The following is a 26,425-nucleotide window of genomic DNA, read 5'->3' as shown; positions in this document are numbered from 1 at the left end:
CCCACCGACCGCGGCCGGAGCGGGCAGCTTCTGCCAGACCCGAAGGGCATTCGGCGTTTTGATACGCATGGACTCAGTCACCAAGCGGTACCCGGACGGCACCGTGGCGGTCGACCACCTGTCGCTGGAGATACCCGACCGCGCGATAACCGTCCTCGTCGGCCCCTCGGGCTGCGGCAAGACGACGACCCTGCGGATGATCAACAGGATGGTCGAGCCCACCGAGGGCACCATCCTCCTCGACGGCGACGACCTCGGCCGGCAGCCGGTCACCACACTGCGCCGATCGATGGGGTACGTCATCCAGAACGCCGGGCTCTTCCAGCACCGGACGATCCTCGACAACATCGCCACCGTGCCCCGCATGATCGGCTGGGGCAAGCAGAAGTCCCGGGAGCGCGCCGCCGAACTGATGGAGCGGGTGGGACTGGACGCCTCCCTCGGCAAGCGCTACCCCTACCAGCTCTCCGGCGGCCAGCAGCAGCGCGTCGGCGTGGCCCGGGCGCTCGCCGCCGACCCGCCGGTGCTGCTCATGGACGAGCCGTTCTCCGCCGTCGACCCGGTGGTCCGCAAGGGACTCCAGGACGAACTCCTGCGCATCCAGGACGAACTGGGCAAGACCATCGTCTTCGTCACGCACGACATCGACGAGGCCATCAAGCTGGGCACCATGGTCGCGGTGATGCGCACCGGCGGCCGGCTCGCCCAGTTCGCGCCGCCCGCCGAGCTGCTGTCCGACCCCGCCGACGAGTTCGTCGAGGACTTCCTCGGCGCCGACCGCGGCATCCGGCGCCTCTCCTTCTTCCCGTCCGCCGGCCTGGAGCTGACCCGCGGCCCGGTCGTGCGCGCCGACGCCGCCGGGGCGCCGCCCGCCGCGGCCGGCGCCCCCTACCTGCTGGTGACCGACGCGGACGACAGGCCGCTCGGCTGGGCCCGGCCGGAGGACCTGACCGCCGGGAGCGTCGACGCCGCGCGGCTGCTCTCCCACGGCCGGCCCTTCGTGCCCGGCACCGACTCGCTGCGCGCCGCCCTCGATTGCGCCGTCCTCTCGCCCGCCGGCTGGGCCGTCGCCGTGAACGACGGCGGCCGGGTCACCGGTGTCGTCTCCCAGCAGACCATCGCCGAGGCCATCCGCGCCGCCCACGACCGCACGGCCGCCCAGGAGACGCCCGGCGCCGGGTCCGCCGACGTCACGAAGGTCGCGCCGTGAACGGCTTCTTCGACATACCGAGCGACCTCGACAACACCTACTTCGGCCTGATCGGCCTGCACCTGCGCGAGGCGCTGCTGCCGGTGCTGGCCGGACTGCTCGCCGCGCTGCCCGTGGCCCAGCTCTGCGTCCGCTTCCGCTGGCTGTACCCGCCGGTGCTCGGCGTGACCACCGTGTTCTACGCCGTCCCGTCGCTGGCCGTGTTCGTCGTCCTCATCGACTACACCGGCCAGACCGAGCTGACGGTCATGATCCCGCTCGCCGTCTACAGCCTCGTCGTGCTGGTGCCGGCCATCGTCGACGGCGTCCGGTCGGTGCCCGAGGAGACCCTGGCGGCGTCCACCGCCATGGGCTTCGGACCGGTACGGCGCTACCTCCAGGTGCAGTTGCCCATCGCGGTGCCCGCCATCCTCGCCGGCCTGCGGGTCGCCGTGTCCGCGAGCATCTCGCTGGTCAGCGTCGGCGCCCTGATCGGCAACCAGGGTGCCCTCGGCAACCTGCTCGCCGACGCCCAGAAGTACGGCCGTCCGGAGCTGGCGGTCAACTCCGTGCTGACCACCGCCGTACTGGCCGTCCTGTGCGACGCGCTGCTCGTCCTGATCCGCAACCTGCTGACGCCGTGGATGCCGCGCGGCAAGGGCGGCCGTCCCAAGCAGTTTGCCGCCCGGCGCGAACTGCCCGAGCCGGAGGAGGCGTCGGCCCGGTGAACGTCCTCAACTTCGTCAACGCCTTCTTCAGCGACAGCGCCCACTGGCACGGCTACGACGGCATCCCCCAGCGCCTGCTGGAACACGTCCAGTACACGCTGATGGCCCTCGGCCTCGCCACCGCGATCGGCCTGCCCATCGGGCTGCTGACCGGGCACACCGGCCGCGGCGGCAACGCCGTCGCCTTCGTCGCCACCGCCGCCCGCGCGCTGCCCAGCTTCGGCCTGCTGGTGCTGATCGCCGTCGTCGTCGGCATCGGCCTGCTGCCCGTGATGGTCCCGCTGGTCATCCTCGCGATCCCGCCGATCCTGGTCACCACCTACGAGGCCGTCCGCTCCGTCGACCCCTCACCCGTGGACGCCGCGCGGGGCATGGGCATGCACGAGGCCGGCATCCTGTTCCGGGTGGAACTGCCCGTCGCCCTGCCGCTCGTCCTCAGCGGCCTGCGCTCCGCCGCCATCCAGGTCGTCTCCACGGCGACCATCGCGGCCTACGTCTCCCTCGGCGGCATCGGCCGGTACATCATCGACGGGCTCTACCAGCGCGACTACGAGAAGGTGGTCGGCGGCGCCACGCTGGTGGCCGCGCTCGCGCTGGTCACCCTCGGGCTGTTCTGGGCGGCGGGACGGTTCGCGGTGTCGCCGGGCGTGCGGCGGCGCTGAGGAGCGGTGGGCGCGGCGGCCGGGGAAGAAACCGTAACCAGGCTGTTCTTGACTGACCGACGCATGGCTCGTTTGGATCGGTGGATGACTTCTACCAGGAAGAGCAGCTGGTCCAGGACGAGGCACTCCGGTGCGGCGGCCGTCGCGCTCACCGCCGCGGCGGCGCTGCTCGCGGGCTGTTCCTCCGACTCCGACGACACGTCCGACAACCCGCTGGCCGGCGAGAAGGCGAAGGCCGGCACCGTCGTCGTCGGCTCGAACAACTTCGCCGAGAGCACCCTGCTCGCCGACATCTACGGCGAGGCGCTCAAGGCCAAGGGCCTCAAGGTCACCTACAAGCACAACATAGGCAGCAGGGAGACGACCTACGGCCTGATGAAGAACGGCTCGGTCACGGTGCTGCCCGAGTACAACGGCTCGCTCCTCGCCTACCTCGACCCCGAGGCCGAGCAGCAGTCCGCCGACGCGGTCAACGAGGCCGTGAAGGCCAAGCTCGACAAGAAGCTGACCGTGCTGGATTCCTCGCCGGCCGAGAACAAGGACTCGGTGAGCGTCAACGCCGAGACGGCGAAGAAGCACGGCCTCACCGCCGAGTCGACCCTCGCCGACCTCAAGGACGTGGCCCCGGACCTGACCATCGGCGGCTCGCCCGAGTTCCAGACCCGGCAGCAGGGCCTGAAGGGCCTGGAGTCGGTGTACGGCGTCAAGTTCAAGTCCTTCAAGGCGCTCGACGCGGGCGGCCCGCTCACCCAGGCCGCGCTCACCAAGAACACGGTGCAGGCGGCGGACGTCTTCACCACCGACCCGACCATCGTCAAGGAGAAGTTCGTCGTCCTGAAGGACCCGGAGAACCTCTTCGGCTTCGCCAACGTGACCCCGCTGGTCACCAAGGAGGGCCTGTCCAAGGAGGGCGTGGACACGCTCAACGCGGTCTCCGCCAAGCTGGACACCAAGACCCTCCTGGACCTGGACGCCCAGGTCCAGCTGGACAAGAAGGACCCGCTGGACGTGGCCAAGGAGTGGCTGGAGTCCGCGGGCCTCGTCTGACGGACGCCCGGGCACGACCCGCTACGACGCCGCGGCCCCGGTCGCGGCGTCGATCAGCTGGTCGATCAGGGCGATGAGGACGTCCCGGCTGGAGGTCCGCTCCCGCGCGTCGCACAGCAGCACCTGCACGTGCTCCGGCAGCGCGAGGGCCTCGCGGATCTCCGCCGCCGGGTACGGGTGCCGCCCGTGGAAGCCGTTGACGCCGACCACGAACGGGATGCCCCGCCGCTCGAAGAAGTCGATGGCGGCGAAGCTCGACTCGGGCCTGCGGACGTCGACCAGCACCACCGCGCCGAGCGCGCCGATCGCCAGGTCGTTCCACATGAACCAGAACCGCTGCTGACCCGGCGTACCGAAGAGGTACAGCACCAGTTCCCGGCCGATGGTGATGCGCCCGAAGTCCAGGGCCACGGTGGTGGCCCGCTTCTCCTCGATGCCGGCCAGGTCGTCGACGTCGAGTCCCGCCGCGGTCAGCGGCTCCTCGGTGCGCAGCGGGGCTATCTCGCTGACCGAGCCCACCATGGTGGTCTTGCCGACGCCGAAACCGCCGGCGATCAGGATCTTGACGGCGTCGGGCGCGGACGGGCGCGCGGTCGCCGTGCGCGCCTCGGCGGCGCGGTCAGAGCCGGCCAAGGCCGTCCCTCACTTTCTGCAGCAGGTCCAGGTCCGGGTTGGCGCGGGTGACCAGGTGCGGCGGCCGGGCGGTGATCCGGCCGGCCTCCAGCAGGTCGGAGAGCAGGATGACCACCACGCTCACCGGCAGATCGAGGCGGGCCGCGACCTCCGCCACGGCCACCGGCCGGGCGCACAGCCGCAGGATCCGCAGGTGCTCGGGCTGCGGCCGGGCGGCCCGCACGGGCTGCGGGTCCACCGCGGTCACCGTCGTGATGAGGGTGAAGTCGGCGCGGCTGGGCCGGGTCCGGCCGCCGGTCAGGGTGAACGGCCGCACGAGCCGGCCCCCCGCGTCGCCTCCGGTCACGTCACTCGCCGGGTCCCGCGGTGGCCCGCGGTGCCGCGCTCAGGTGCTCGCCGATCTTCTTCACCAGCATGTTCATCTGGTACGCCACCACACCGACGTCCGCGTTCGGCCCGGTGAGCACGACCAGATGGGCGCCCGGACCCGCGGAGGTGAGGATCAGGTAGCTGTTCGCCATCTCGATGAGGGCCTGGCGCACCGGGCCGCCGCGGAAGTCCATGCTGACGCCCTTGCTGAGGCTCATCAGGCCCGACGCGGTCGCCGCCAGCCGCTCGGCGTCGTCCCGCAGGAAACCGGTGGACTTGCTGACGACCAGTCCGTCCTCGGAGAGCACCACCGCCTGGTTGACGTCGGCGACCCGCTCCACGAGTCCGGTGAGCAACTGGTCCAGCTCGCTGTGCGTGGCGGGGGAGGGTCGGGTCATCGGGTGTCCTTCGTCGGCGGTGTGCGGTCGGCGTGAGGAGTGGAGGGGGCGGCGGAGGAGAACACCTGCTCGTCGGCGCCGGCGGGGTGGTCGGGGCCGTCGTCGGTCTGCGCGAGGAGCGTGCCGCGCTGGAAGCCGGCGAGGGACGAGGCGGCGCGCTCGGCCGTGAAGTCGCCGTGGTCCTCGGCCCCGTCGTCCCGGCGGCCACCGGGGTCCTCGTCCCGCAGCTCGGCGGCGAGGCTGGTCTGCGGGACCCGGCGGGGCAGCGGCGCCAGGCCGTCCGGTCCGGCGTCGGACGCGGCGGCCGTGACGGGAGCGACGTTCTCGGCCCGGCTCGCGGGGGCCGGACGCGGCCGCGCCGTGGGCCCGGCGGGAACCTCGTCCGGTGCCGCAGGACCGGCGGACGCGGGGGCGTCGGCGCCGGGCGCGGGCGCGTCGTCGGCCGGCTCCCGCACCACGATGTCGTGCGGGATCAGCACGATCGCCGTGGTGCCGCCGTACGGCGAGGAGCGCAGCGTGACCGTGATGCCGTGCCGGTGCGCCAGGCGCGCGACGACGAACATGCCGAGCCGCAGGTCGTCCGCGAGCGCCACCACGTCGAACTGCGGGGCCACCGCCAGCTGTTCGTTGAACGCCGCGTAGTCCTCCTCGGACAGGCCGAGTCCGCGGTCCTCGATCTCCACGGCCAGGCCCTTGGCCACCAGCGCCGCGCGCACCCCGACCGGGTTCGGCGCCGGGGAGTAGGCGGTCGCGTTGTCGATCAGCTCGGCCAGCAGGTGGATCACGTCGGCCACCGCGGGCGGCGCGAGCGCCACCTCCTCGTCGGTGTGCAGCTCCACGCGCTGGTACTCGGCCACCTCGCCGACGGCGCTGCGCAGGATGTCGACCAGCGAGACCGGCTCGCGCCAGGTGCGCCGGGGCTGCTCACCGCTGATGATGACCAGGTTCTCCTCGTACCGGCGCAACTGGCTGGCCGTGGAGTCCAGTTCGTACAGGCCCTTCAGGATCTCCGGGTCGGTGTGCTCGCGCTCCAGGGCGTCCAGCTTGCCGAGCTGCATGTTGACCAGGTTCTGGCTCTGCCGGGCGATGCCCAGGATCACCTTCTGGAAGCCGCGCCGGGTGTCCGCCAGCTCGACCGCGGTGTGCACGGCGGTGCGCTGCGCCGTGTTGAACGCCTGGGCGACCTGGCCGAGTTCGTCGCGCCCGTAGTCGAGCGGCGGCGTCGCCGACTCCACGTCGACCTTCTCGCCCCGCTCCAGCCGCGCCACCACGTCCGGCAGCCGCTCCTCGGCGAGGCTCAGCGTGGCCAGCCGCAGCCCGCGCAGCCGCCTCGACAGCGAGCGCGTGATGCGCCAGGACATGCCGACGCACAGCAGCAGGGCGACCAGACCGCCCGCGCTGAGGGAGGCGGCCGTGACGAGCAGCTGGTTCGCCTCGTCGGCGCTGCGGTCCAGGAGACCGCCGGTCTGCTGCCGGATCAGCTTCCCGTACTCGTCGGAGACCTTCGCGAACGCCGCCGTCCACCTCTCCCGCAGGTCCGGCAGGTCGATCCGGTCCTCCCCGTCGGCCGCGCGGGCCGCGAGCACCGCGTCCTCCACTTCCTGGAGGGTCCGCCACTCGGGGGCGGCGAGGATCCGCTCGGTCTGCGTCTTCGCGCTGCCGCTCAGCGACGGGACGATCTGGTCCTGGACGAGCCAGCGCCGGGTGTGCACCAGTTGCGCGAACTCCCGCCACTGCCGCTCGTCCATCCGGCCGGACGACCAGGCCAGGGTGAGCCGGGCGTCCGTCTGGGAGGTCAGCTCGGCGGCCTGCTCCAGGGCCACCAGCGGACCGGCCTGCGAGGTCAGGTCGCCGTCGTCGACCTGGGACAGCTCCTTGAAGGCCTGGATCTGTTCGTCGACGATCGACGAGTACTGGTCGAGGGCCTGCTCCGGGGTGATGTCGCTCGGGTCGTCGACCTGGTCGCGGTAGTACTCCAGGCTGCCCACCGAGCCGAGCACCGAGTACAGCCGGTCCGACACCCGGGTGGGCGCCCGGTCGATCGCGTCGGACTGGCGGACCAGCCGGGCCACGGCGTCGTCCGTCGTACGGCGCTGGGCCTCCAGCTCCGCCCGGTCGCCGCCGGGCGCGGCCAGCCAGGCGGCCGAAAGGCTGCGCTCCTTCTGGAGGGCGAGCGTCGCCTCGGTGCCCATCGCGCCGGTGTCGCGGCTCAACTCCGTCTGCGCGCGCAGCCGCAGGCCCTCCGAGAACATCTGGATCGTCGTCACCCCCCACACGGCGGCCAGCGTGACGCCGGGAACCAGGGCCAGGAGGATCAGGGAGAGACGTATGGAGCCGAGGCGGCGCCGGGCTCCCTTCCGTGCGGGCATCGTCGTCCTAGGCGGTCATCGGGGCGGGAGGACGGGTGCGGGCGGGCCGGCCGCCGCGGGGCCCGGTCACCGGGTGCCGCCCGCGGCGAACCTGGCGACCGTGTCGGCGTTCGTCCGGGTCACGAACGCGGGGCCGGTCAGCACGGGCTCCGTACCGCCCCCGCTGACGTTGCCGTTGGTCCGGTACAGCCAGAGCGCGTCCACCGCCAGGTAGCCCTGGAGGTAGGGCTGCTGGTCCACGGCGAACTGCACGTCCCCGCGTTTCACGGCGGCGACCAGGTCGTTGTCGAGGTCGAAGGTGGCGACGTGCGCGCGGCTGCCCGCCTCGGCCACCGACTTGACCGCGGACAGGGCGAACGCCGCCCCGTTCGTGACGACTTCGTCGATGCTGGGGTCCTGGCGCAGCCGTGCGGTGACCGCCGCCCCGACGGCCTTCATGTCGGTGCCCTCCACGTAGAGCATCTCGGTCTCGCCCCCGAACGTCTTCTTGACGCCGGCGCACCGGGCCTCGACGGCAACGTTGCCACGCTCGTGGATGACGCACAGGGCGTGCTTGGCCCTGAGATCGTCGAGCTTGTCGCCGACCGCCCGGCCCGCGACGCTCTCGTCCTGCCCGAAGTACTCCAGCAGGCCTGCCGAACGCCAGGCGTCCATGCCGGAGTTGAGCCCCACCACCGGGATGCCCGCCGCCCTGGCCTCGGCGACCGGAGCCTTCATCGCCTGCGGCTTGGCCAGGGTCACGGCGATGCCGTCCACCTTGTCCCGGACGGCGTCCCGCACCAGGTCGGCCTGGTCCGCGCCGTCGGCGTCGCCCGCGTACGTCAGGTCGATGCCGTCCTTGGCGGCCGCCGCCTCGGCGCCCTTGCGCACCCGGTCCCAGAAGGCGTCGCCCTCTCCGCCGTGGGTGACCATGACGACCTTCATCCGGCCGCCGCCGGACCCGCCGGCGGCCCCGGAGGGAGAGCCGTTCTCGTCGCCGCCCAGGGCGGAGCAGCCGCCCGCCAGCAGGCAGACGGCCGCGGCGAGGGCCGCGGCACGGAGCGGACCGGGGGAGTGGGTGGACGGGGGAGGAGTTCTCATGGGGGCGGGGGCACCTCGCTGTGCGGCCGAGCAGGAGGAACGGAGCGAGGTGGCCCGGAGCCTCGGGTCGCTGCGCCGACCGGGTGAATCTCGCCTTGCCGGAGCCAATCGCGAGTGACCGCCGGTAGTCAAGTGACCCGCGACCACGTGTGAGTTGTCGGTGCCGCATCGTGATGAAAGGGCACAGGTGAACGGCCGGGCCCCCGCCGTGTCCGGGACGGGGCAGCAAGGAGGACTATCTGACGGTCAGTTATCGGTGAGTTATCGTGTACAGGGGGTTAATGCAGGCGGCACGGCCTGTTGAGTTCCAGCCCAGGAGAGTTCAGCCGATGGCGAGGCAGCTACGCGCCGAGCAGACCCGCGCGACGATCGTCGATGCCGCGGCCGATCTGTTCGACCGTCACGGCTACGAGTCGACCAGCCTCAGCGAGATCGTGGCCCACGCCGGAGTCACCAAGGGCGCCCTGTACTTCCACTTCGCGGCGAAGGAGGACCTCGCCCACGCCATCATGGAGATCCAGTCCAGGACCCTGCGCCGGCTCGCCGACGAACTGACCGGGCGCGGTTACACGTCGCTGGAGGCGCTGATGCGGATCACCTTCGGCATGGCCCGGCTGTGCGAGGAGGGCCCGGTGCTGCGCGCCGGCCTGCGGCTCGCGACCGCGGGCGTGCCGGTGCGGTCGCCGCTGCCGCACCCCTTCACCGAGTGGCGGGAGATCGCCACGTCCCGGCTGCTCGACGCCGTCCGCCAGGCCGACGTGCACCCCGACATCGACGTGGACTCGGTCGCCCACACCCTGGTCTGCTCCGTCGTCGGCACCCGCCTGGTCAGCGGCACCCTGGAGCCGGCCGGACGCCACCCCCGCCGCCTCGCCCAGATGTGGCACATCCTCATCCGCGGCATGGTCCCGGTGACCCGCCGCGCGCGCTACGTCACCCTCGCGGCGCGCCTGGAGCGCGAGACCGCGAGCGCCTGACCGGACCGGCCCGCGCGATACGGTGAGGCGCATGGCCGACACCGCGCCCGAGCCCGCCCCCGTCATCCTCGGCGACGAGCCCGGATCCTTTCCGCACGGCGTGCTCGCCGACCGCCACCCCGCCATCGTCCGGCAGGTGCGCGACGCGTTCCCCTTCGGCCCCGAGCGGCTCCGCGCCCTGGACGCGCTGCTCGCGAGCTGTGCCGACGGAGTCGTCGAACCGCTGCCCGCGCAGGCGGACGCCCGCGACCGGGAGCGCTGGGCGCGCTGGGGGCTGGACGCGTACGCCGGCCGCTCCTGGTACGAGGTGCCCTGGCTGTGGGCCGAGAGCCACTTCTACCGCCGGCTCCTCGACGCCGTCGGCTACTTCGCCCCGGGCACCTGGCAGGGCGTCGACCCGTTCCGGCCCGCGAAGCTCGCCGAACTCGACGACCCGGCCACCGACGAGGAACTCGCCGCGCTGGACGGCCTCGCCGGCCTGACCGCCGACGAGCGCGGCCGGGCCCTGCTGCACGGCTCGCTCTGGGGCAACCGGGCGGACCTCGGCTTCCGCCTCTCCGAGGGCGGCACCGGGCAGCAGGTCGACGCGCTGGTGTGCGACGACGGCGACGCCCTGTGGTCCCTGCTGGACACGCCGGGACCGCGCACCCTGTGCCTCGTCGCGGACAACGCCGGCCGCGAACTCGTCCCGGACCTGCTCCTCCTCTCCCACCTGCTCGCCGAGGGCCGCGTCGACCAGGCGGTCCTGCACCTCAAGCCGCATCCGTACTACGTCTCCGACGCCACGCCCGCCGACCTGCTCGACGCCCTGCGCCGGCTGACGGCGGCGGGCGGCACGGCCGGGACCTACGGGCGGCTGCTGTGGACCGCGCTGCGGGAGGGGCGCGTCACCGTCCGCGCCCACCCCTTCTCCTGCGCACCGCTGCCGTACGCGGACATGCCCGGCGACCTGCGCGCGGAGTTCGCCGCGGCCACCGTCACCGTCCTCAAGGGCGACCTCAACTACCGTCGCCTGGTGGGCGACCGGTGGTGGGACCCCACCACGCCCTTCGCCGACGCCACCGCGTACTTCCCGGGCCCGGTGGCGGCGCTGCGCACCCTGAAGTCCGACGTGATCACCGGCCTGACCGGGACGACCGTGGCGGCCTTGGAGAAGGGCGGGGACGAGCGCTGGCGGACCGGCGGGACGCACGCCCTGATCCAGGTCAGGACCTGACCGCGGAGTCCCGCGTTCCGCGTTGTTTCACGCGATGGTGTGATCATGTCCCACCGGGCGGATGTGCCCCGGGGGCCCTGGGTAGTGCCCGGCCATGACGCAACAGCCGTTCGAACTCCCGCACTTCTACCTGCCGCATCCCGCCCGGCTCAACCCGCACCTGGACGAGGCCCGCGCCCACTCGACGGTGTGGGCGCGCGAGATGGGCATGCTGGAGGGCTCCGGGGTCTGGGAGCAGTCCGACCTCGACGCACACGACTACGGACTGCTCTGCGCCTACACCCACCCCGACTGCGACGGGCCGGCGCTCTCCCTGATCACCGACTGGTACGTGTGGGTCTTCTTCTTCGACGACCACTTCCTGGAGCGCTTCAAGCGCACCCAGGACCGCGTCGCCGGCAAGGCCCACCTGGACCGGCTGCCCCTGTTCATGCCGCTCGACCCCGCCACGCCGATGCCCGAGCCGGAGAATCCGGTCGAGGCCGGGCTCGCCGACCTGTGGACCCGCACGGTGCCGGCGATGTCGGCCGACTGGCGCCGCCGCTTCGCCGTCGCGACCGAGCACCTGCTCAACGAGTCCCTGTGGGAGCTGTCCAACATCAACGAGGGGCGGATCGCCAACCCCGTCGAGTACATCGAGATGCGCCGCAAGGTCGGCGGCGCCCCCTGGTCGGCGGGGCTGGTGGAGTACGCGACCGCCGAGGTGCCCGCGGCCGTCGCCGGATCCCGGCCGCTCCGGGTGCTGATGGAGACCTTCTCCGACGCCGTGCACCTGCGCAACGACCTCTTCTCCTACCAGCGGGAGGTCGAGGACGAGGGCGAGCTGAGCAACGGGGTCCTGGTCCTGGAGACCTTCTTCGGCTGCACCACCCAGGAGGCCGCCGAACTGGTCAACGACGTCCTCACCTCCCGGCTGCACCAGTTCGAGCACACCGCGTTCACCGAGGTGCCCGCCGTGGCCCTGGAGAACGGCCTCACCCCGCCCGAGGCCGCCGCCGTCGGGGCGTACGCCAAGGGACTCCAGGACTGGCAGTCCGGCGGCCACGAATGGCACATGCGCTCCAGCCGGTACATGAACGGGGGCACCCGGCCGCTCGCCGGCTGGCAGGCGCTGACCGGGCCCGGCACCTCCGCGGCGGACGTCGGCGCGCTGCTCGCCGCCGCGGCCGCCCGGCGGGCCCGCCCCTACACCCACGTTCCCTTCCAGAAGGTCGGCCCCTCGGTCATCCCCGACATCCGCATGCCGTACCCGCTGGCGCTGAGCCCCGCCCTCGAGGACTCCCGGCGGCACCTGCTCGCGTGGTCGCACCGGATGGGCGTCCTCGGCGAGGGCGTGTGGGACGAGGACAAGCTCGCGAGCTGCGACCTCCCCCTGTGCGCCGCCGGTCTCGACCCGGACGCCACCCAGGACCAGCTCGACCTCGCGTCCGACTGGCTGGCCTTCGGAACCTACGGCGACGACTACTACCCGCTCGTCTACGGGCACCGCCGCGACCTGGCGGCCGCCCGGCTGACCACGGCCCGCCTGTCGGCCTGCATGCCGCTCGACGGCGAGCCCGTCCCGCCGCCCGGCAACGCCATGGAACGCTCGCTGATCGACCTGTGGACGCGCACGACGGCCGGCATGACGCCCGAGGAGCGGCGGCCCCTGAAGGCGGCCGTGGACAAGATGACCGAGGCCTGGGTCTGGGAGCTGTCCAACCAGATCCAGAACCGCGTCCCCGACCCGGTGGACTACCTGGAGATGCGGCGCGCCACCTTCGGCTCCGACCTCACCCTGGGCCTGTGCCGCGCCGGACACGGACCCGCCGTGCCGCCCGAGGTCTACCGCAGCGGCCCGGTCCGCTCCCTGGAGAACGCGGCGATCGACTACGCGTGCCTGCTCAACGACGTGTTCTCGTACCAGAAGGAGATCGAGTACGAGGGCGAGGTCCACAACGCGATCCTCGTCGTGCAGAACTTCTTCGGCGTCGACTACCCGGCCGCCCTGCGGGTCGTGCAGGACCTGATGAACCAGCGCATGCGCCAGTTCGAGCACGTCGTCGCCCATGAACTGCCGGTCGTGTACGACGACTTCCAGCTCTCGGACGAGGCGCGCGGCATCATGCGCGGCTATGTGACCGACCTCCAGAACTGGATGGCCGGCATCCTCAACTGGCACCAGCGGGTCCCGCGCTACAAGGCCGAGTACCTGGCGGGCCGCACCCACGGCTTCCTCCCGGACCGGATCCCGGCCCCGCCCCTGCCGCTCTCCCCGTCCCCGTCCGGGAGGGTTGCCGTGCCGGCGCCCTGACCGGCGTCCAGTCTCACTCGTTCGTGGCTCGTCACGCGCCGGTGCGCCGGGTAGAGCACCTGCCGGAGGCGATCCATGGAACAGACAGCGTTGCGTCCCAAGCCGATGCCGGGCCGGGAACCGGCCGCCCGTACCGGGCCCGACGGTCCCCGGCGCCCGCACACCGGGCGCCGGCGGCGGCGCCGGCTGACCACCGTGCTGCTCGGCACGTGCGCCGCCCTCCTCCTGCTGCTCGCGGGCGTGGGCCTCGGCACCGTGGGCGCCACGGTGATCGGCATGAGCGAACTCGCCGCGCTGCGGCAGCGGGCCCAGGCGGCGGGACCGCAGGCGGGGGACGGGACGGGCTCCCGCACCGCGCCGGACCGGCCCCCGGCGGACCGGAGCGCCTCCCCGGCCCGCGCCGCGGCGACCCTCGGGGTGGAGGCCGTGGACCACGAGAAGCCGGGAGCCCTCGTCGTCGGGGTCCACGTGCCCGGCCCCGGGTACGCGGCGGGGCTCGTGCGGGGCGACGTCCTGCTGGCGTTCGGAGACGACCGGGTCGACTCGGCCGCCGACCTGGCCCGGGCGGTGGCCCGTGCACGGCCCGGCACGGAGGTGACGGTGACCGTCCGCCACCGCAGCGGCGGTTACCAGCAGTTGACGGCCGTGCCGGGCGTCGTCACGTGAGGGTGCGGAAGTGGCTGGTGAGCCGCCCGGCGTCGTCCAGCACGTGGTAGGCGAGCCCGACCGGCGCGTCCCGGTCGGCGGCCCGCTCCCCCTCCCACGGCAGCCGCAGCGTCCACGTCACCCCCGGGCCCACCAGCACGGGCCGCCCGGCGAAGAGGGTGGCGGCCGCGGTGTGGGCGTGCCCCGTGATCAGCCCGGCGATCCGCGGCCGCCGCTCCAGCAGCGCGGCGAGGCGCTCGGGCCGGCGCAGGGGGTAGGAGTCGGGCAGGGGATGGTGCAGGGTCGTCGGCGGGTGGTGGAAGGCGAGCAGCGCGGGGCGGTCGCCGAGCCCGTCGAGCGTCGCCTCGATCCAGCCGTACGTCTCCTCGTCCAGTTCGCCTTCGTCACTGCCCGGGATGCTGGAGTCGCACATCAGCACCGCGCCGCCGTCGAAGACGCGCACCTCGTTGACCGGCCCCCCGGCGGGCGGGCGGCCCAGCAGGGCCTTCCGGTAGGCGGCGCGGGCGTCGTGGTTGCCGGGGCAGGTCAGGACGGGGAACGGCGCGGTGCCGTCGCGCAGTCCGAGCAGCCCCGCGGCCTCCTCGTACTCCGCCTCCGTGCCGTGGTCCGCGACGTCCCCCGTGACCAGCAGCGCGTCCACCCGGCCGGGCAGCGCCCACAGGTGGTCGCGGACCCGCTCGGCCCGCTCGGTCGAGCGCGGGCTCCCGTCGAGGTGAAGATCGCTGATGTGCGCGAGTACGAGCACGGTGCCCCCTCCGTCGGGCGACCGCACGGTCCGCCCCCTGGCTAATGCTTACGCCGCATCAAACCATTAGTCCTTGCGGTCGATCAACGCCAATCGGCTCGCGCCGCCCCCTCGCGGCGGGCAGGATGCTGCCCGTGGTCCCTTCACTCTTACGCCCAGGGAGGCCCGGATGACCGGCAGCAGGACCGCCGCCTCGTTCACCGCCGACGACTACCGGGCCCGCATGGAACGCGCCGCCGGGGCGGCCGCCGACGCCGGACTCGCCGGGCTGCTGGTGGCGCCGGGCCCGGACCTCGTGTGGCTCACCGGCTACGCGCCCACCGCGGACACCGAACGGCTCACGCTGCTCGTCCTCGCCCCCGGCCGCGACCCCGTACTGGTCGTCCCCGCCCTGGAGGCCCCCGACGCGGCGAAGGCGGCCGGCGCGCCCGCCCTGACCCTGCGCGACTGGACCGACGGCAAGGACCCGTACGCCGCCACGGCGGCCCTCCTGGACGGCGCCGGACGCTTCGGCATCAGCGACAACGCCTGGGCGCTGCACCTGCTGGCCCTGCAAAGCGCCCTGCCGGGCACCTCCTACGCCTCCCTCACCGACGCGCTGCCCATGCTCCGCGCCGTCAAGGACCCCGCGGAGCTGGAGTTGCTGGCGGCGGCGGGCGCGGCGGCCGACGCGGCCTTCGAGGAGATCCGCACCGTCCGCTTCGGCGGCCGGCGGGAGTCCGAGGTCGCCGCCGACCTCGCCGGGCTGCTGCTGGGCTTCGGACACTCCCGGGTCGACTTCACCATCGTCGCCTCCGGGCCGAACGGCGCCAACCCCCACCACGAGGTGGGCGACCGGGTCATCGAGGACGGCGACATGGTCGTCCTGGACTTCGGCGGCCTGAAGGACGGCTACGGATCCGACACCTCCCGCACCGTCCACGTAGGCGCACCCACCGACGAGGAGCGCCGGGTGCACGACCTGGTCCGCGAGGCGCAGGAGGCCGGCTTCCGGGCGGTGCGGCCCGGCGCGGCCTGCCAGGACGTCGACCGGGCCGCCCGCGCGGTCATCGCGGACGCCGGGTACGGGGAGTACTTCATCCACCGCACCGGGCACGGCATCGGCGTCACCACGCACGAACCGCCGTACATGATCGAGGGCGAGGAGCGGCCGCTCGTGCCCGGCATGTGCTTCTCCGTCGAGCCCGGGGTCTATCTGCCCGGGCGGTTCGGGGTGCGCATCGAGGACATCGTCACCGTCACGGAGGACGGCGGTCACCGGTTCAACGACACCACGCGGGAACTGGTCGTGGTGGACTGACCGGAGACGGACGGATCCCGAACGCCCCGGCGGAACCGGAGGACGACGGCGCGACCATGACCCAGGCACCGACACCCACCGCGGACAGCGTCCGCCGACTGGTCAGCTCCCTGCTGGGCGGGAGCGCGCAGCCGGACGTGCGCCCCGTCGCCGCCGGCCCGGAACCCGCCACCTGGTGGGTCGGCTCCCGGCACGTGCTGCGGCTCGCCCCCGACCGCGAGGCGGCACTGCGCCAGCGCCGCGAACTGCGCCTGCGCGAGCTGGTGCGGCCCCGCCTGCCCGTCGCGGTCCCGGCGAGCGTGGCACACGGCGAGTGGTCCCCGGGTCTCACCTACACGCTGGACGCCAGGCTGCCCGGCGGGTCGGGCGAGGACCACGACGTGTCCGCGCTCGGCGAGGCGGACCTCGCGGCGCTGCTCACCGCGGTGCGCGAGGTGCCGGTCCGCCAGGCAGATGCCCTCGGCGTGCCCCGGTCCGCCCCGCGCTCGCTCGAAGCGCTGCGCGGAGCCGCCGAGCGGGCCGCCGGACGCCTCGCCGAGGCCGACGAGTTCGACCCGGCGCGGCCCGAGCGGCTCACCCGGCAGGCGGCCGCCCAGCTCGGCGCCCAGCCGGGGAGCGCGGTCCTCGTCCACCACGGCCTCACCGGCGAGCACCTGGTGGTCGCCGCCGACGGCCGGGTGCGCGGGGTGCTCGGCTGGGCGGACGCCGTCCTCGGGGATCCGGCCGAGGACATCGCCGGGCTGGCGCTCTCGGTCGGCTCGCCCGCCGCCGTCCGCGCCGCCACCCTCGCCGGGTACGGCGCCCGGCCCTGTCTGCGCGGCCTCTGGCTGGCCCGCTGCGACACCCTCGTCGCGCTGGCCGACGCCCTCGCCGGCCGGTCCGGCACCGCCCTGGCCCCGCTCAGGACACGGCTGCGGCGCGCGTGGGAACCGATCCTGCTGGAGCGGGTGACGGAACTGCGCGAGGACGACACGGACGCCTCGACCGCCTGAGCGCGCAGGCCCCGCGGGCGACGGCTCGACCGCCGGCGCGGGCCGTCCTGGCGCGGGCGACTTCACCGCCGGCGCGGGCCGTCCTGGCGCGGGCGACTTCACCGCCGGCGGGGGCTGTCCTGGCGCGGGCGACTTCACCGCCAGCGCGCGCCGCACCGGCGGGGACGATGCCGCCGCATGCGTGCGCCCCCGGCGGGGTCATCCGGCCGCCCGCGTGTTCCGCCCGCGTGCGCCGCCCGGGTGCGTCGCCCGGCGCCAACGCCCCGAGCGTGCGGGCACGCCCCACGGGCACCGACGACGGGACGACCCCGGGCGCGCCGCCCCCGCGAGGACGCCGCGCCCGGGGCCACCGCACCGCCGCCTCACTCCTGTTCGAGCACCACGCTCGACTCGCCCGGCACCCGCAGTATTCCGTCCGTCCCCGGGCCCTCCACCGGCTCCCACGCGGCCAGCACGCGCGCGGGGCGGCTGCCCAGGGGGATGAGGGCCGGTTCGGGGCCCAGATTCACCGCGACCCGGATGTCGCCGCGGCGGAAGGCCAGCCAGCGCCCCGCCGGGTCGTGGGCCACCCGGGTGTCGGCGAGGTCGGGGTCGGTCAGGTCGGGCTGCCCGGCCCGCAGCGCGATCAGCCGCCGGTACCAGTCCAGTACCCGCGCGTGCGGCTCGCGCTCCGGCTCGGACCAGTCGAGGCAGGAGCGCTCGCGCGTCGCCGGGTCCTGCGGGTCGGGCACGTCCTCCTCCTTCCAGCCGTGCGCGGCGAACTCCCGCCGCCTGCCGCGCCGTACGGCCTCCGCCAGCTCCGGATCGGTGTGGTCGGTGAAGAACTGCCACGGCGTCCCCGCGGCCCACTCCTCACCCATGAACAGCATCGGCGTGAAGGGCGCCGTCAGGGTCAGGGTGGCCGCGCAGGCCGCGAGGCCGGGGGAGACCAGGGCGGCGAGCCGGTCGCCCTGCGCGCGGTTGCCGATCTGGTCGTGGGTCTGGCTGTAGCCGGTCAGCCGGTGCGCCGCCACCCGGCCCCGGTCCAGCGGCCGGCCGTGACCGCGGCCCCGGAAGCTGGAGTACGTGCCGTCGTGGAAGTAGCCCCGGGACAGCGTCTTGGCCAGCGCGGCCAGCGGGTCGCGCGCGAAGTCGGCGTAGTAGCCCTGCGCCTCGCCGGTCAGCGCGGTGTGCAGGGCGTGGTGGAAGTCGTCGTTCCACTGCGCGTGCACGCCCAGGCCGCCCTCCGCGCGCGGGGTGATGATCCGCGGGTCGTTGAGGTCGGACTCGGCGATCAGGAACAGCGGACGGCCCAGGTCGGCCGCGAGGTTGTCCACAGCGGTCGACAACTGCTCCAGGAAGTGGCACGCGCGCGTGTCCACCAGGGCGTGCACCGCGTCCAGGCGCAGCCCGTCGAGCCGGTAGTCCCGCAGCCACGCCAGCGCGCTGTCCACGAGGTAGGCCCGCACCTCGTCGGAGCCGGGCGCGTCCAGGTTCACGGCGACGCCCCAGGGCGTGTGGTGGGTGTCGGTGAAGTACGGCCCGAAGACGGGCAGGTAGTTGCCGGACGGCCCCAGGTGGTTGTGCACCACGTCCAGGACCACGCCGAGACCCAGCTCGTGCGCCCGGTCGACGAACCGTTTCAGCGCCTCGGGTCCGCCGTACGGTTCGTGCACCGCCCACAGGGAGACGCCCTCGTACCCCCAGCCGTGCCGGCCCGGGAAGGGGCACAGCGGCATCAGCTCGACGTGGGTGACGCCCAGCCTGGCCAGGTGCTCCAGGCGTCCGGCGGCGGCGTCCAGCGTGCCCTCGGGCGTGTACGTGCCGACGTGCAGCTCGTACAGGACGCCGCCGGGCAGCGGCCGTCCCGCCCACTCGGCGCGCCAGGCGTGCCGGCCGTGGTCGACGACGGCGCTGAGTCCGTCCGGTCCGTCCGGCTGCCGCCGCGAGCGCGGGTCCGGCAGCACCGGACCGTCGTCCACCGCGAAGCCGTACCGGGAGCCGTCGCGCGCCTCGCTCTCCCCGCACCACCACCCCGGGCGCTGCGGATCGCGCTCCAACGCGCGCGTGGCGCCGTCGCACTCCAGCGTCACTCGGCCGGCCTGTGGTGCCCACACCTCGAACTGCACGGACGGTTCCCCTTCGTCTGCTCACCGTGATGTAGCCCGTCCATGGTCCTTCATCGGGGAGCGGTCCGCTGGGGATTCGCCCCGCCCGCGGCGGTGTCGGGCCGGCGGGCGGGGCGGGCGGTCCTCTCGCCGGTCAGGCGAGGCGGAGCAGCGGGGTGCCGCTGCCCAGGAGGGTCCGCAGGGCGGGGATGTCCCGCCAGGTGAGGCCGAGGGTGCGGGCGGCGTACCGGAGGGTGACGTGGCCGGCGCCGGCCGCCGCCGCGCGCAGGGTCGACAGCGCCTCGTCCCGGCCGGGAAGCGCCGTACCGCCGGCGGGCCGGGACGGCCCCGGTGCCGGATCGGGTTCAGCCGCCAGTCCGTGGATGCCGGTGAGCCGGTGGGAGAGCGCCGCCGCGTCCCGCAGGGTCGCCGGGCGCTCCTCGACGAGGGCCCGTGCGACGGGGTTCTGGCCGACGGCCTCGTCGAGCGGCAGGGGGTAGAGCCGCGCGGAGGCGTCGGTGAGGCGGATGGCGCTGCCGCGGACGGTGCGGACGGCGCCGCGGGCACCCTGGACGGCGGCGGCCCAGAGCGCGGAGGCCTCGGAGGGGTGCCAGACCAGTGCGGCGGCGGCCGCCTCCACCGCGTCCCGGCCGGGGACGAGGGGGCGGCTCCCGGCGAGGCGTCCGAGGAGGATCCGCTCCTCGATCTCGCCGTCGAGGCCGGGTCCCGCGACGTGCACCGTGGTGGGCACGCCGGCGAGGTGGCAGGCGGCCAGGGTGAGCGCGTCGCCGAACGGGCTGCACAGGCCGGGCTCGTCGCCGTGGGTCAGGACGTCGCCGCCGACGTCGACGACGTGGACGCGGCCTCCCGCGGCCGCGGCCATCGCACCCACCTGCCGGGCCAGTGCGGCGAGCCCCGCCGCGGGGTCGAGGAGCAGCAGCCGGGCGGGCAGGTCCCGGGCCAGTCCGGGCAGGGTGGAGCCGGCCGGCGGGCGTACGCGCGTGGCCGGGGTGAAGGCCGCGAAGCCGGTCGGGCCGGTCCCGGCCGGGCGGGCGAGATCCTCGAAGTCGTCCACGCCGAGCAGGGCGGCGGTCGGATCGACCTCCCGGCGCTCCCACGCGTAGGTGGCGATCAGCGGCGGGCCGCTCCGGCCGGCGGGACCGCCGCCGAGGGCGCGGGCCGCGATGAGGGTTCCGACGGGGTCGCCCCCGCCGCCCGCGGCGACGTACAGGTCGCTCACGCGGCTCCCTCGCGCTCGCGCAGGTCGACGCCGGTGATCCGGACCGGCGTCGCCCCCATGTTCCTGCGGGCGCGGGCGTTCGCGGCGTGCAGGTTCTCGTAGTACTCGCGGTCGAGTTCCTTGACGGTCGAGGAGTAGAACATCCACGAGAGGATGTCGCGGTACTTGAACCCCTTGGGCGTCAGCTGGACCCGGCTGCCGAGGCGGTGGACGAGCCCGTGGGACCACGCCGCCTCCAGGACCGGCTCGAACTCGGCCGCGTGCCGCTGGTAGCCGAAGCGGTCGAGTTCCGAGAGGTCGAGGTCGAAGGTGTCCAGCACGAGCCGCTTGCGGACGAGTTCCTCGTCGGTCAGCTCGAAGCCGGTGACGGGGACCAGTTCGTGGTTCCTCGCCTTCCTGATGTACTCCGCGACCTCGGCCGTGGAGGGCTTCACGCTGCCGCACATGTAGTCGAGCACGCTGGTGTAGGAGCGGGCACCCACGCCCAGGCCGAGCAGCGGGACGCCGTGGAAGGTGAGCACCTTCTGCGCGTAACCGCCGCGGCCGGGCTTCTTGTAGCGCACCGAGCCCTCCTGGACGTACCCGTGGTCGAGGAAGACCCGGCGGGCGTAGTCGTAGCGCTCGTACAGCTCGGGCTGCCACATGTACTGGTAGGCGCCGGTCTTGGAGAACCAGGCGTCCGGCCGCACGGTGAGGAAGTAGGTGCTGATGGTGGTGGGCCGGAGGGCGGCGAGCTCGTCGACGCTCTGGCGCCAGGTCTCGGGGGTCTGGCCCGCGAAACCCATGATCAGGTCGGTGGAGAGGTCCGGCAGGCCGAGTTCGTGCGCGGTGCGGACGGCACGGCGGATGACGTCCTCGTCCTCCCCGCCCCGGCCGGCCTCGCGGATCTCACGCGGCACCAGGGACTGGATCCCCACGTTGGCGCGGGTCAGGCCCATGTCGATGAGGGCCTTGAACTCCTCCGGCGCGTCGGCGATGGACGACGGGGTCGCCTCCACGGCGACCTCCTCGGCCGTGGAGCGCCAGTTGGGGTAGACCTCGCCGATGGTGGCGAAGATCTGCTCGAAGTGGCGCGGTTTCAGCAGGGCGGGGGTGCCGCCGCCGATGTAGATGGTGCGTAACCGGCGCGCCCGGATGACCTCCGCGTGGTCGCGTATCTGGGTGCACAGGGCGTCGGTGTACGCGTCGTAGACGTCCTCGTCGGTGCTGATGACGGTGTAGAGGTTGCAGAACCCGCATTTGCGGTCGCAGAAGGGCACGTGCAGGTAGAGGTTGAGTTCCGGTACCTGGTGGTTGGCGAGGTCGGCCGCCCACACGTCGGAGACGGTCCACTTGCCCTCGGGCAGCGGACGGTAGGTGGAGCGGGGCGGGTAGGAGTACTGGTACGGCGGGATGACGCCCTGGTCGATGTGGTCGGCGAGCTGCTGGTGCGGACTGCTGGTCACGGTGTTGCCTTCCCGTGGGGCGGGGCGCGGTTCTTCCGGCCCGGTGATCCGACCACGGGGCGCTCGCGCGCCTCCATCAGAGGGGCGCACCAAATACCCCGGTTCTACTGCTCAGTTCGCTGGCAATTGCTCCAAAAGCGCATGTGAAAGCGGGAGTTGGTTTCGTCGGTCAGGCCGATAGTCGCCGTGGCCGCCCCGCGGGTTTGCTGGTGGAATGACAATCGGGGCGGCCCCGCGCGGGCCGGGAGTACTCGTGATCGAGCCGATGGGGAACGCGGGGCGGTTCCTCGTCGAGGCGGCCGGCCGGCTCGGGGTGCGCCTGTACGCGGCCACGCACAAGGACGTCCACGACGGCTATCCGCACCGGCTGCGGGACGCCCTGTCCGGGGTCTGCGCGACGGACCTCACGGACACCGCGAGGGCCCTGGTGGACATGGAGGCCTTCTGCCGGCGGCACGCGGTCGCCGGGATCGCCGCCTGCTTCGAACTGTTCACGCCGCTCGCCGCGCTGCTCGCCGAACGGACCGGCCTGCCCGGCAACGACCCGCGGCTCGCGCACGCGCCCAGGAACAAGATCCTCATGGGGGAGGCCTTCGCGCGGGCCGGGGTCCCCGCACCCCGCTGGGCCGTCACACACGACCCGGACGAGGCCCTGCGGGTGGCACGGGCGGGCCCCGGCGCGCTGGGATGGCCCCTGGTGGTGAAGCCGGCCGAGCAGGGCGGCTCCTGGGGCGTGTCCGTGGTCGACGGGCCCGACCGGCTCGCCGACGCCGTCCGCGCGGCCCAGCGGTACACGCGCGCCGAGCCGCACGGACTGCCCCTGGACACGCGGGCCCTGCTGCAGGAGTACGTCCCGGGCAGGGAGTACTCCTGCGACACGGTGGTCGCGGACGGCGTGGCCCACCCGCTGCCGGTGGTCGCCAAGGACACCACCGACGGCACCTACCGCATCGAGACCGGGCACACCTGCCCCTCCGGCCTGCCCGGCCCGCTGGAGGAGGAGGTGCGGCGGGTCGCCGCGCGGGCCGCGCTCGCCGTAGGGGTGCGCAACGGGATCGCGCACACCGAGGTCAAGATCCCGCCGGGCGCGCGGACGCCGTACGTCATCGAGACCGGCGCCCGGCTGCCGGGCGACAACCTGTGCGAGGTCGTCGAGGCCGCGACCGGCGTGGACGAGGCCGTGGCCCACCTCCGGGCCGTCCTCGGCACGGCCCCGGACACCGCCCCCACCCGCACGGACGCGGCGGCCATCCGGTTCCTGCTGCCCGAGCGCGGCGGGGTGCTGCGGCGGCTCGACGTCCCCGGCGAACCCGGCACGCACGCCGAGTTGTACCTGAAGCCCGGGGACGCGGTGCCGGAGCCCGCGGACTCGGCGTGCCGGGCGGGGCACGTGCTGGCTCGCGCCGCGACGGCCGGCGAGGCACGCCGGCTGGCCGACCGGGTGGCCGCCCGGTCCCGAGTGGAAGTGGGCTGACACGAGTGCGCAGGATCGCGTTCTTACGATCGGTGGGGATCCGGCGGGCCGACCCCTTCGTCCAGCGGGCGGTGCGCGAGCTGGCGGCCGACGGGATCGAGGCCGGGCTGTTCCACACCAGCGGCACACCCGGTGACGAGGACTTCCCCGGCCACCGGGAACGGCTGGACCGGGCGGTGACGCCGCGGGAACTGGCGGACGCCGTCGCCTCCTGGGGGGCCGACGCGGCCGTGTCGATCTCGCTGCCGTGCGAGAACGCGCTGCGCGACGCGGCGGCCAAGGCCTTCCTGGACTCCGTCGGCATCCCGACCGTCATGACACCGCTCCCCGCCACGATGCTGCTGGTGGACAAGTGGGAGACCAAACGCCTCTGCGCGCAGGCCGGACTGGCCGTGCCCGAGGGGTTCCGCGTCGACTCCGACCTCCTCGCCGGACGCGGCCTCCCGGTCCCCGGCTACCGCGACGCGCTGCGCGTGCGGGCCGAAGGCCTCGGCTACCCCCTGATGGCGAAGCCCGTGTGGGAGTCGACCAGCGTGGGCATCCGCACCCTGCGCTCGTCCGCCGACCTCGAAACCCACCTCGCCGGCGGCCCGGAGACGGTGTCGACGGTGGTGGAGCGGGTGGTCGAGGGCGACCTGTGCAGCGTGGACGTCGTCGGCCGCCCGGGGGCGTACCGGGTGCTGCCCCCGTGCTGGACCGGACGCGCCGGCCCGGAACCCGTGTTCACCTTCGCCGACCTGCGCTGGTGCGGCCCCCGCCCGGAGGCGGACGCCGCCTTCCGCGACGTGGCCCGCACCCTCACCGGCCTCTGCGGGGACCTCGGCGTCCACGGCTCGGTGAACGTCGACATGGTGTACACCGGCGGCCGGTTCGTCGTCCTGGAGATCAACCCGCGCATCGGCGGCGCCACCACCCTCTCGTGCGCAGCGTCCGGCACCAACACCTTCACCTCCCTCGCCCGTCTGGCCCGCGGCCTGCCCTTCACCGGCGGCACGGCCCCGCGCACCCGCTGGGCCGTCGAGTTCCTCGCCGCCGGGCGCGTCCCCCCGGAGGTCCTGGCCGAACTCCGGCGCCGCGTAGAGGTGGTCACCGCGCACGAGCTGGTCATCGACGGCGCCTCCCACGGCGACATCGTCGTGTTCACCCTCGCCGAGGGCGAGGAGGAGCGCACCGTCAAGACCCTGACGGGCCTGCACAAGGCGTACGGCTTCCCGGCGGCCGGGGTCATGGCCAAGATCGGCCGCCTGCTGGACCCGGCCCGGTGAGCGCGCCCGCGGACGCCCGCCGCCCCCGCGCCCTGGACCGCCTCGGCCTGCCCGCACTGCGCGGGCACGGCCTCTTCATCACCGGCAACCTAGTCGACTCCCTCGGCAACGGCATGCTCCTGCCGCTGGGGCTGCTCTACTTCACCGACGTCCAGGGCCTGTCGCTGACCCGGGTCGGGGCGGCCATGACGGCCGGTCAGGCCCTCGCCCTGCCGGTCACCTTCCTCGCCGGGCGCCTCATGGACCGGGTCGGGCCCAAGCGCGTCGTCGTGTGGGCGAACATCCTCTCCGCGGCCGGCTTCGCGCTGTTCCTGCCCGCCCGCGAGCAGTGGCACGTCACCGGCGTGTACCTGCTCGTCCAGAGCGGCATCAACATGTACTTCACGGCCCAGCGCACCCTGATCACGCACGTCACCCGGCCCGCGGAGCGACGCTCCTGGTTCGCGTTCACCGGCTCGCTGCGCAACATCGGGCTCGCCGCCGGATCGGCCGCGGCGGCCGGGTCCCTGGCCCTGTTCGGGAACGGCTCGCTGCGCTGGCTGATCGCCGTCGACGCCGCGACCTACCTCCTGGCGGCAGCCTGCTTCGCCACCCTCACCACCACCGCGCCGCGACCGGACGGCCCGCCGCCCGACCGCGCCACCCGCGCCGGGGACACACGCCGCTACCTCGTACTGGTGGCGGTCAACATCCCCTACGTCCTCGCCCAGGCCGCCCTCTCCGTCCTCGTCGCCGTCTACACCACCCGGGCCCTGGGCCTCCCGGCCGCCGCGGCGAGCGTGCTGTTCGTCGTCAACACCGTCATCGTCTCCGCCTGTTCGACGGCCGTCACCGCGCACCTGGCCCCCAAGGCACCCCACCGGGCCGTGTCCGCCGGATACCTCGTCATGGCCGTGGGCATGGCCGCGTTCGCGCTGCCCGCGCTCCCGGGCGGCGGTGCCGTCGCCTGGGCCGCCCTCGTCGCCGCGATCGTCCTGTTCAGCGTGGCGGAGATCCTCCTCGGCCCGGCGCTGAGCGAACTGTCGGTGACCCTCACCCCGCGGGCCGCCGGAGGCTTCACCCAGGGTCTCTACCAGTTCTCCTGGGCCGTCGGCATGGTCGCCGCGCCCGCCCTGTTCACCCTGCTCCTGGAGGCGGACCCGCTCCTGCCGTGGGGTGCCGAGGCCGCCGCCTGCCTGATCGCGCTGCTCGCCGTACCGGCCCTGCACGCCCCCCGCCGCCGAAGGAGCCCGCGTTGATCACGAGTGTCGTCGACTCCGTCCACGAGGTGCCGGCCGCCGAGTGGGAGCACCTCGCCCGCCCGGCCGGCCTCTACCTCTCCCACCGCTGGCTGGCCGGCGAGGAGGAGGACCCCACCGCCACCCGTGCCTACTGCCTCGTACGGGACCCGGACGGCACCCTGCTCGCCGCGGCGCCCCTCCACCTGGTGCGGGACGAACCGAACGACAGCTACGAACCCGGGACCGTCCTGCCGCCGCACCTGCGGCCCCGCGTGATCGCCGGTGCCCGCCGGGGTTACCACAACACCCCCCTCACCGCCCCGGGACTCGAACCCGGGCGGCGCCACGCCTGTCTCACCCTGCTCCGGGACGCCGCCCGCCGCTTCGCGGACCGGCACGGCACCACGCACTGGTGGCCCTACCTCACCGCCCGGGCCACGGCCGCGCTCGCCCCGCTCTACCCCGATCCGCCCCTGCGCCTGGAGGACGACGCCCTCATCCCCCTGCCCGGCACGTGCTTCGACGACTACGTCGCCTCCCTGCCGGCCCGGCGCCGCACCGGCGTCCGCCGCGAGCGCGCCGGCTTCGCCGCGGCCGCCCTGCGGGTACGCCACCACGTCCTCGCCGACTGCGTCGGGGAGGCGGCCGTCCTCCTGGCGGGACACCAGCGGGGGCACGGCCACGACCGCGACGGCGTCGACGCGATGACGGCGGTGCTGAACCGCCAGGCCGCCGCCATGGGGGACGAGGCCCGCGTGGTCGCCGCCCACGACGGCGGCCGGATGACCGGCTTCTGCCTCTACTACCACTACGGGGCGACCACCTGGATCCGCGCGGTCGCCCACGACCGCGGACACCCCGCGCCCCACCTCTACTTCAACCTCATGTACTACCTGCCCGCCGAGGCCGCCTACGCCCACGGCTCCACCGCCCTGCACGCCGGCATGACCGCGATCGAGGCCAAGCGGCGCCGCGGCGCCGCCGTGTCCGCCCTGTCCGCGCTGGCCGACCGGCGGCCGGGGAGGTGAGC

23 protein-coding genes are annotated in these 26,425 nt (G+C 74.1%); 14 read left to right on the top strand and 9 right to left on the bottom strand.

Annotated elements, in window-relative coordinates; translation table 11 throughout:
* Positions 1–58 precede the first annotated feature (58 nt).
* From IE108_RS22465 to IE108_RS22450, 4 genes are all read left to right on the top strand, one after another.
* Entirely contained in the window at positions 59–1,210 is a 1,152-nt protein-coding gene (locus IE108_RS22465; RefSeq protein ID WP_064730361.1) for an ABC transporter ATP-binding protein, read from the top strand.
* The gene (locus IE108_RS22460) at positions 1,207–1,917 is read left to right on the top strand and encodes an ABC transporter permease (RefSeq protein WP_064730362.1); all 711 of its coding nucleotides are present in this window, start codon (positions 1,207–1,209) and stop codon (positions 1,915–1,917) included. Before IE108_RS22465 ends, IE108_RS22460 begins: the two co-directional genes overlap by 4 nt.
* The gene (locus IE108_RS22455; protein WP_064730363.1) at positions 1,914–2,579 is read left to right on the top strand and encodes an ABC transporter permease; all 666 of its coding nucleotides are present in this window, start codon (positions 1,914–1,916) and stop codon (positions 2,577–2,579) included. The genes IE108_RS22460 and IE108_RS22455 overlap by 4 nt, the downstream gene beginning before the upstream one ends.
* Positions 2,580–2,663: 84 nt before the next feature.
* Positions 2,664–3,626, top strand: coding sequence for an ABC transporter substrate-binding protein (locus tag IE108_RS22450; protein WP_064730364.1), 963 nt, complete (start codon positions 2,664–2,666; stop codon positions 3,624–3,626).
* A gap of 21 nt (positions 3,627–3,647) precedes the next feature.
* Here IE108_RS22450 and IE108_RS22445 read toward each other — a convergent pair whose 3' ends face one another.
* From IE108_RS22445 to IE108_RS22425, 5 genes are all read right to left on the bottom strand, one after another.
* Complete coding sequence (locus IE108_RS22445; protein ID WP_079163697.1) at positions 3,648–4,259, bottom strand: GTP-binding protein; 612 nt, start codon at positions 4,257–4,259, stop codon at positions 3,648–3,650.
* Positions 4,246–4,605 (bottom strand): DUF742 domain-containing protein, encoded by a 360-nt coding sequence (locus IE108_RS22440; RefSeq protein ID WP_064730365.1) that lies wholly within the window; start codon positions 4,603–4,605, stop codon positions 4,246–4,248. Before IE108_RS22440 ends, IE108_RS22445 begins: the two co-directional genes overlap by 14 nt.
* A 1-nt stretch (position 4,606) precedes the next feature.
* Positions 4,607–5,026, bottom strand: a complete 420-nt coding sequence (locus tag IE108_RS22435; protein ID WP_064730366.1) for a roadblock/LC7 domain-containing protein — start codon at positions 5,024–5,026, stop codon at positions 4,607–4,609.
* Positions 5,023–7,395, bottom strand: coding sequence for a sensor histidine kinase (locus IE108_RS22430; RefSeq protein ID WP_064730367.1), 2,373 nt, complete (start codon positions 7,393–7,395; stop codon positions 5,023–5,025). The genes IE108_RS22435 and IE108_RS22430 overlap by 4 nt, the downstream gene beginning before the upstream one ends.
* A 66-nt stretch (positions 7,396–7,461) precedes the next feature.
* Positions 7,462–8,475 (bottom strand): substrate-binding domain-containing protein, encoded by a 1,014-nt coding sequence (locus IE108_RS22425; protein ID WP_064730368.1) that lies wholly within the window; start codon positions 8,473–8,475, stop codon positions 7,462–7,464.
* Positions 8,476–8,804: 329 nt separating this feature from the next.
* Here IE108_RS22425 and IE108_RS22420 point away from each other — a divergent pair, with 329 nt between their 5' ends.
* From IE108_RS22420 to IE108_RS22405, 4 genes are all read left to right on the top strand, one after another.
* Positions 8,805–9,452, top strand: a complete 648-nt coding sequence (locus IE108_RS22420) for a ScbR family autoregulator-binding transcription factor (RefSeq protein WP_064730369.1) — start codon at positions 8,805–8,807, stop codon at positions 9,450–9,452.
* A gap of 31 nt (positions 9,453–9,483) precedes the next feature.
* Complete coding sequence (locus IE108_RS22415; RefSeq protein ID WP_064730370.1) at positions 9,484–10,668, top strand: damage-control phosphatase ARMT1 family protein; 1,185 nt, start codon at positions 9,484–9,486, stop codon at positions 10,666–10,668.
* Between the two features lie 94 nt (positions 10,669–10,762).
* Entirely contained in the window at positions 10,763–12,961 is a 2,199-nt protein-coding gene (gene cyc2 / locus IE108_RS22410; RefSeq protein ID WP_064730371.1) for a germacradienol/geosmin synthase Cyc2, read from the top strand.
* Positions 12,962–13,036: 75 nt separating this feature from the next.
* Positions 13,037–13,627, top strand: a complete 591-nt coding sequence (locus tag IE108_RS22405) for a PDZ domain-containing protein (RefSeq protein ID WP_064730372.1) — start codon at positions 13,037–13,039, stop codon at positions 13,625–13,627.
* On the opposite strand, the gene IE108_RS22400 is transcribed toward IE108_RS22405, so the two are convergent.
* Positions 13,620–14,372 (bottom strand): phosphodiesterase, encoded by a 753-nt coding sequence (locus tag IE108_RS22400; RefSeq protein ID WP_079163698.1) that lies wholly within the window; start codon positions 14,370–14,372, stop codon positions 13,620–13,622. The two genes, IE108_RS22405 and IE108_RS22400, sit on opposite strands and share 8 nt — an antisense overlap.
* A gap of 169 nt (positions 14,373–14,541) precedes the next feature.
* Here IE108_RS22400 and IE108_RS22395 point away from each other — a divergent pair, with 169 nt between their 5' ends.
* Positions 14,542–15,672, top strand: a complete 1,131-nt coding sequence (locus IE108_RS22395) for an aminopeptidase P family protein (RefSeq protein ID WP_064730374.1) — start codon at positions 14,542–14,544, stop codon at positions 15,670–15,672.
* Positions 15,673–15,728: 56 nt separating this feature from the next.
* Complete coding sequence (locus IE108_RS22390; RefSeq protein ID WP_064730375.1) at positions 15,729–16,664, top strand: aminoglycoside phosphotransferase family protein; 936 nt, start codon at positions 15,729–15,731, stop codon at positions 16,662–16,664.
* A 362-nt stretch (positions 16,665–17,026) separates the two neighbouring features.
* On the opposite strand, the gene treZ is transcribed toward IE108_RS22390, so the two are convergent.
* The 3 genes from treZ to IE108_RS22375 all read right to left on the bottom strand — a co-directional run bounded on the left by treZ (position 17,027) and on the right by IE108_RS22375 (position 21,436).
* Entirely contained in the window at positions 17,027–18,772 is a 1,746-nt protein-coding gene (treZ, locus tag IE108_RS22385; protein WP_064730376.1) for a malto-oligosyltrehalose trehalohydrolase, read from the bottom strand.
* A gap of 133 nt (positions 18,773–18,905) precedes the next feature.
* Complete coding sequence (locus IE108_RS22380; protein WP_064730377.1) at positions 18,906–19,991, bottom strand: DUF1152 domain-containing protein; 1,086 nt, start codon at positions 19,989–19,991, stop codon at positions 18,906–18,908.
* The gene (locus tag IE108_RS22375; protein WP_064730378.1) at positions 19,988–21,436 is read right to left on the bottom strand and encodes a coproporphyrinogen-III oxidase family protein; all 1,449 of its coding nucleotides are present in this window, start codon (positions 21,434–21,436) and stop codon (positions 19,988–19,990) included. The genes IE108_RS22380 and IE108_RS22375 overlap by 4 nt, the downstream gene beginning before the upstream one ends.
* A gap of 253 nt (positions 21,437–21,689) precedes the next feature.
* Here IE108_RS22375 and IE108_RS22370 point away from each other — a divergent pair, with 253 nt between their 5' ends.
* The 4 genes from IE108_RS22370 to IE108_RS22355 are packed head-to-tail and all read left to right on the top strand — an operon-like array spanning position 21,690 to position 26,423.
* Entirely contained in the window at positions 21,690–22,910 is a 1,221-nt protein-coding gene (locus tag IE108_RS22370; RefSeq protein WP_159394633.1) for an ATP-grasp domain-containing protein, read from the top strand.
* A gap of 32 nt (positions 22,911–22,942) precedes the next feature.
* The gene (locus tag IE108_RS22365; RefSeq protein ID WP_079163700.1) at positions 22,943–24,175 is read left to right on the top strand and encodes an ATP-grasp domain-containing protein; all 1,233 of its coding nucleotides are present in this window, start codon (positions 22,943–22,945) and stop codon (positions 24,173–24,175) included.
* Entirely contained in the window at positions 24,172–25,413 is a 1,242-nt protein-coding gene (locus tag IE108_RS22360) for an MFS transporter (protein WP_064730379.1), read from the top strand. Before IE108_RS22365 ends, IE108_RS22360 begins: the two co-directional genes overlap by 4 nt.
* Complete coding sequence (locus tag IE108_RS22355) at positions 25,410–26,423, top strand: peptidogalycan biosysnthesis protein (RefSeq protein WP_064730380.1); 1,014 nt, start codon at positions 25,410–25,412, stop codon at positions 26,421–26,423. Before IE108_RS22360 ends, IE108_RS22355 begins: the two co-directional genes overlap by 4 nt.
* Positions 26,424–26,425 lie beyond the last annotated feature (2 nt).

Source organism: Streptomyces parvulus, from assembly GCF_014648855.1.
Classification (GTDB): Bacteria; Actinomycetota; Actinomycetes; order Streptomycetales; family Streptomycetaceae; genus Streptomyces; species Streptomyces parvulus.
The sequence above is the reverse complement of the archived record's forward strand: the minus strand, read 5'-3'. Positions and strand labels throughout refer to the sequence as shown.

Excerpts from the sequence above, each read along its gene's own strand:
- IE108_RS22450 (WP_064730364.1), top strand. The coding sequence starts at position 2,664 with ATGACTTCTACCAGGAAGAGCAGCTGGTCCAGGACGAGGCACTCCGGT.
- IE108_RS22435 (WP_064730366.1), bottom strand. The coding sequence starts at position 5,026 with ATGACCCGACCCTCCCCCGCCACGCACAGCGAGCTGGACCAGTTGCTC.
- IE108_RS22430 (WP_064730367.1), bottom strand. The coding sequence starts at position 7,395 with ATGCCCGCACGGAAGGGAGCCCGGCGCCGCCTCGGCTCCATACGTCTC.
- IE108_RS22425 (WP_064730368.1), bottom strand. The coding sequence starts at position 8,475 with ATGAGAACTCCTCCCCCGTCCACCCACTCCCCCGGTCCGCTCCGTGCC.
- IE108_RS22420 (WP_064730369.1), top strand. The coding sequence starts at position 8,805 with ATGGCGAGGCAGCTACGCGCCGAGCAGACCCGCGCGACGATCGTCGAT.
- IE108_RS22415 (WP_064730370.1), top strand. The coding sequence starts at position 9,484 with ATGGCCGACACCGCGCCCGAGCCCGCCCCCGTCATCCTCGGCGACGAG.
- cyc2 (WP_064730371.1), top strand. The coding sequence starts at position 10,763 with ATGACGCAACAGCCGTTCGAACTCCCGCACTTCTACCTGCCGCATCCC.
- IE108_RS22405 (WP_064730372.1), top strand. The coding sequence starts at position 13,037 with ATGGAACAGACAGCGTTGCGTCCCAAGCCGATGCCGGGCCGGGAACCG.
- IE108_RS22395 (WP_064730374.1), top strand. The coding sequence starts at position 14,542 with ATGACCGGCAGCAGGACCGCCGCCTCGTTCACCGCCGACGACTACCGG.
- IE108_RS22390 (WP_064730375.1), top strand. The coding sequence starts at position 15,729 with ATGACCCAGGCACCGACACCCACCGCGGACAGCGTCCGCCGACTGGTC.